The sequence below is a fragment of the Streptomyces solincola genome (assembly GCF_002982015.1).
Lineage (GTDB): Bacteria > Actinomycetota > Actinomycetes > Streptomycetales > Streptomycetaceae > Streptomyces > Streptomyces solincola.
Genome location: NZ_PVLV01000394.1, coordinates 1 through 4,665 on the forward strand (window position 1 = coordinate 1; position 4,665 = coordinate 4,665).

The 4,665-nt window shown below is 76.2% G+C and carries 4 protein-coding genes; 3 read left to right on the forward strand and 1 reads right to left on the reverse strand.

From position 1 onward, the window contains the following. Positions 1-216: 216 nt before the first annotated feature. Both C6N75_RS22765 and C6N75_RS22770 read left to right on the forward strand, forming a co-directional pair. Positions 217-1,584, forward strand: a complete 1,368-nt coding sequence (locus C6N75_RS22765) for an FAD-binding oxidoreductase (protein ID WP_105870761.1) — start codon at positions 217-219, stop codon at positions 1,582-1,584. Between the two features lie 163 nt (positions 1,585-1,747). Further along, positions 1,748-2,131 (forward strand): VOC family protein, encoded by a 384-nt coding sequence (locus C6N75_RS22770; RefSeq protein WP_105870762.1) that lies wholly within the window; start codon positions 1,748-1,750, stop codon positions 2,129-2,131. A gap of 12 nt (positions 2,132-2,143) precedes the next feature. Here the strand turns inward: C6N75_RS22770 and C6N75_RS22775 are convergent, their stop codons facing one another. Next, positions 2,144-2,575, reverse strand: a complete 432-nt coding sequence (locus C6N75_RS22775) for an SsgA family sporulation/cell division regulator (protein ID WP_105870763.1) — start codon at positions 2,573-2,575, stop codon at positions 2,144-2,146. Positions 2,576-2,845: 270 nt separating this feature from the next. On the opposite strand from C6N75_RS22775, the gene C6N75_RS22780 reads away from it, so the two are divergent. Further along, positions 2,846-4,240, forward strand: coding sequence for an RDD family protein (locus C6N75_RS22780; RefSeq protein ID WP_105870764.1), 1,395 nt, complete (start codon positions 2,846-2,848; stop codon positions 4,238-4,240). Positions 4,241-4,665 lie beyond the last annotated feature (425 nt).

Genomic DNA, 4,665 nt, shown 5'->3' on the forward strand with positions numbered 1-4,665 from the left:
GTCCAGCGCCGCCAGGACCCCACCCCCCGGCCACGGTACGAAGACGAGTGCGGCGACCAGGGCCACCGCGCCCGCCCCGCAGCCCAGCACCACCTGAGGGACCCGTTCCGTTCTCATCCGGCCACTGTGCGGGCGGCCCGGCGGTGTACCGGGGTTCCCCCGACCGGCCCCGCCCACGGGTTCACACCGATGGCCCCGGAGTGCCAGGCTGGAGCCGTGGACGAGCTCCTGACCCGGCTGCGCGCCGGTCTCCCGGCCGATGCCCTCATCACCGACCCGGACGTCACCGCCTCCTACGCCCACGACGCGGCGAGCTTCTGCGAGGCGGGCGCCCCGGCCGTCGTCGTCCTGCCGCGCACGGTGGAGGAGGTCCAGCACGTCATGCGGACCGCGACCGCGCTGCGCGTCCCGGTCGTCCCGCAGGGCGCCCGCACGGGCCTGTCCGGCGGGGCCAACGCCTCCGAGGGCTGCGTGGTCCTCTCCCTCACCCGGATGGACCGCATCCTGGAGATCAACCCGGTCGACCGGATCGCCGTCGTCGAACCGGGCGTCGTCAACGCCGCGCTCTCCCGGGCCGTCGCCGAACAGGGCCTCTCCTACCCGCCGGACCCCTCAAGCTGGGAGATGTGCACCATCGGCGGCAACATCGGCACCGCGTCCGGCGGGCTGTGCTGCGTGAAGTACGGCGTCACCGCCGAGTACGTGCTCGGCCTGGACGTCGTCCTCGCCGACGGCCGGCTGCTCACCACCGGCCGCCGCACCGCCAAGGGCGTCGCCGGCTACGACCTGACCCGCCTCTTCGTCGGCTCCGAGGGCACCCTGGGCATCGTCGTCCGCGCCATCCTCGCCCTGCGCCCCAAACCCCCGCAACAGCTCGTCCTGGCCGCCGAGTTCCCCTCCGCCGTCGCCGCCTGCGACGCCGTCTGCGCCATCATGGAGCGCGGCCACACCCCCTCCCTCCTCGAACTCATGGACCGCACCACCCTCCAGGCGGTCAACCGCCTCGGCAGCATGGGCCTCCCCGAGACCACCGAGGCCCTGCTCCTGGCCGCCTTCGACACCCCCGACCCGGCCCCCGACCTCGCCGCCGTGGCCGACCTCTGCACCGCCGCCGGCGCCACCCAGGTCGTCCCCGCCGAGGACGCCGCCGAGTCCGAACTCCTCCTCCAGGCCCGCCGGATGTCCCTCACCGCCCTCGAAGCGGTCAGTTCCGCCACCATGATCGACGACGTCTGCGTCCCCCGCTCCCAGCTCGCCGCCATGCTCGACGGCACCACCGCCATCGCCGCCAAGTACGACCTCACCATCGGCGTCTGCGTCCACGCCGGCGACGGCAACACCCACCCCGTCGTCTGCTTCGACCACCACGACCCCGACGAGTCCCGCCGCGCCCGCGAGTCCTTCGACGCCATCATGGCCCTGGGCCTCGAACTGGGCGGCACCATCACCGGCGAGCACGGCGTGGGCGTCCTGAAGAAGGACTGGCTCGCCCGCGAACTGGGCCCGGTCGGCGTCGAGTTGCAGCGCTCCCTCCGCAGGGCCTTCGACCCCTTGGGCATCCTGAACCCGGGGAAGCTGTTCTGACGGCCGCCGCTCAGCCCTCGCGGGTCGTGCTCCCGAAACCACGCCGCCGGGTGACCGGGCCGGGCTCAGCCCGCGGGTGTAGGACGGATGCCCGATGTGCCGGGGCGGGGCGGCGCCTAGCGTGGTCGGGGTCGAGGAGGACTACGGACCACCTGGAGGAGCCGTGCCCGCACGTCTTGACCACACCATCGTCCGCAGCCGGGACCGGTTCGCCGGGGCGCGGTTCCTGACCCGGCTGCTGGACGCGCCGGAGCCCACCGCGTTCGGGCCGTTCGCGTCCGTGCCGCTGGACGGGGGCGTGACCCTGGACTACCTGGACGACGGCGCGCAGGAGATCGTCTCGCAGCACCTGGCGTTCCTGGTCTCGGACGAGGAGTTCGACGCCATCTTCGGTCGGGTGCGGGAGGGCGGGCTGGACTACTGGGCCGACCCGCACCACCGCGACCCGGGGCGGGTCAATCACCTCTTCGGGGGGCGCGGGGTCTACATCGAGGACCCGGACGGTCACTCGATCGAATTCATCACGCACACGTACGTGGCGGACTGAGGCCGCGGCCCGTCAGGGGGTGTCGCCGGTGGCGCGGGTCAGGACGCCGGTGAGGACGGCGTCCAGGTTGTGCCGGCAGTCCTCCGTGCCCGGGGGGACGGCCGCCAGGGTGCGCTCCAGCCAGGCGACCAGGGGAGCGGTCGCGGTCTCCAGGAGGGCGTCGCCCTCGGGGGAGGAGAGCGCGAAGAGGACGACGGGGAGGGCGTCCACGGTGGTCGGCCAGATGCGGACGTCGCCGTGGCCGCACGGCTCGCCCACCCCCTCCACCAGCAGGTCGCGGGCGAAGGTCCAGTGCACCGGGTGCGCGGAGCCGGTGTGGAAGGTGACGCGCACCGCGTACGGGTCGTCGGTCCGGTAGACGAGCCGGCCCGGCACGGCGATCCGCCGCTCGGCCGTCAGCACCATCGTGAACTCCAGCTCGCTCGCCACCACGGTCGGCGTCATCGAAGGGTCCCTCCCCGCTCGTGTCCGGTGCCGGGCCCGGTGTGGGGCCCGCGCAAGGAGAGAGCGGGGACGGGGCGGGTTATGACGCGGGTTTGGAAGAAGAGCGCGAAGTCGCGGGCTGGGTGTACGGCGATGGCGGGTAGCGGGCGGTCGTGACCGGGGACTGACCGAAGGTGTCCGTTTGCTGTTCGGCCGGTCCAGGAGCGCGCGGCCGTCTGATAGATGTGGACCCCTTGAATTGCGGCCTCGAAGAGATACGGGACCACGGCTATGAGCGCCCCGACCCCCGCGACCGGCGACGGCAGTCCCACGCCCGGCTACTACCCCGACCCCTCCATCCCCGGGTACATCCGGTTCTGGAACGGCGCGGCCTGGGTGCCCGGCACCAGCCGTCCCGCGCCCAAGGACGACGAGGCGGCGGCCCCGCCGGTGCCCGCCGCCCCGGCTCCCGCGTCCGCGCCGGCGTCCGCTTCCGTACCGGCGCCCGCGCCCGTACCGGCGGTGGAGGAGACCGGGCCGGTCTTCTTCGACGAGGTCGACGAGTCGGGCGGGCGGCTGGGCGGGCGGCCCGGGGAGCACCACGCGTCCGCCGCGGTGTGGGGCGCGGACGCCTCGCACCAGAGTGGCTTCGGGGGAGACCGGGACCGCCGGGTGTCCTGGGGCGCGGAGCCCGGACGGGACCCCAGGGCGCCCGCCGCGGGAGCCGGGGACCCGACCGGGGGCGCGCTGCCCGGCGTACGCGCGGTGGACGGACCGGCGGAGGCGGGAACGGCGGCGCAGGCGCCGGCCGGCGGGCCGGTCGCGCAGGAGGGCACGGTGACGTTGCGGCCCGTACCGCGGCGGGAGGGGGAGCGGCGGCCCGCGGCCGCGGCCCCGGCTCCCGAGGCGGCGCGGGAGGTGCGGAGCCCGGACGCGGCCCGGGTCTCCGCCGCGCCCGCTTCCGCCGGTCCGTCGCCCGCGCCGGCTTCCCCGGCCGGGGGGTCGCCGATGAGCGCGGGGGCCGGCGGCGGCTCGGCGTCGTGGGCGCAGCAGGTGCACCGACTGGCCCAGCCGGGTGGTGCGGCGGCGGCCGCGGTGCCGGCGCAGGGCCGCGCGGCGGCGGGCCAGGAGCGGGTGGCGCCGTGGAAGCCGCCGGTGGCCGATCCGTTCCTTCAGGCCGCGCAGGCCCAGGCGGCGGCCCGGCCGGCCGGGCTCGGGCGGCGGCTGGCGGCCAGGCTGGTGGACGCCGTGGTGCTGGGCGCGCTCGCCGGGGCGGCCGCCGTGCCGCTGGTCGGCCGGGCGGTGGACCACATCGAGGGGAAGATCGAGCAGGCGAAGCAGTCCGGTGAGACCGTCACCGTGTGGCTGCTGGACGGGACGACGGGCGCCTGTCTGGGCGGCGCGGTCGCCGTGCTGCTCGTCCTCGGCGTGCTGTACGAGGCGCTGCCGACCGCCCGCTGGGGGCGCACCCTGGGCAAGCGGCTGTGCGGCGTCGAGGTGCGGGACATCGAGTCGCACGAGCCGCCGGCCTTCGGCGCGGCGCTGCGCCGCTGGCTGGTGTACGGGGTGCTGGGCCTGCTGGTGGTGGGCGTGGCCAACGTGCTGTGGTGCCTGTTCGACCGGCCGTGGCGGCAGTGCTGGCACGACAAGGCGGCGCACACGTTCGTGGCGCGGCGCGCCGGCTGACGGGGGCGCGGCGCCCCCGCCGTCCGCTCGCGGCGCACCCCGCCGTCCGCGCGCGGGGCGCCCGCCGAGGCGGGGCGCGGACAGCCCGTTCGGCGGTCGCCCGGACGGACGGTGAGCTTTTGCGGGGCCGGGGCCGCCGGGTTGCACTGCCGGTATGAGCAACGAACCTCCGACGTCCGGTCAGCAGCCGCCCGAGGACGATCCCTTCCGCAAGAGGCCGCAGGGGCCGGAGGGGTCGGAGGGCGCCGGTCCGCCGCCGCCTCCGCCCCCGCCGGGCGGCGCGGGCAACCCCTACGGAGGGGGCAGCAGCCCCTACGGCGGCGGCGGTGACCCGTACGGGGGAGGCGCCGGCGGCCCTTACGGCGGCGGGCCCGGCGGACCCGGACCTGGCGGGCCCGGACCGGGCGGGGCCGGTGGGCCTGGCG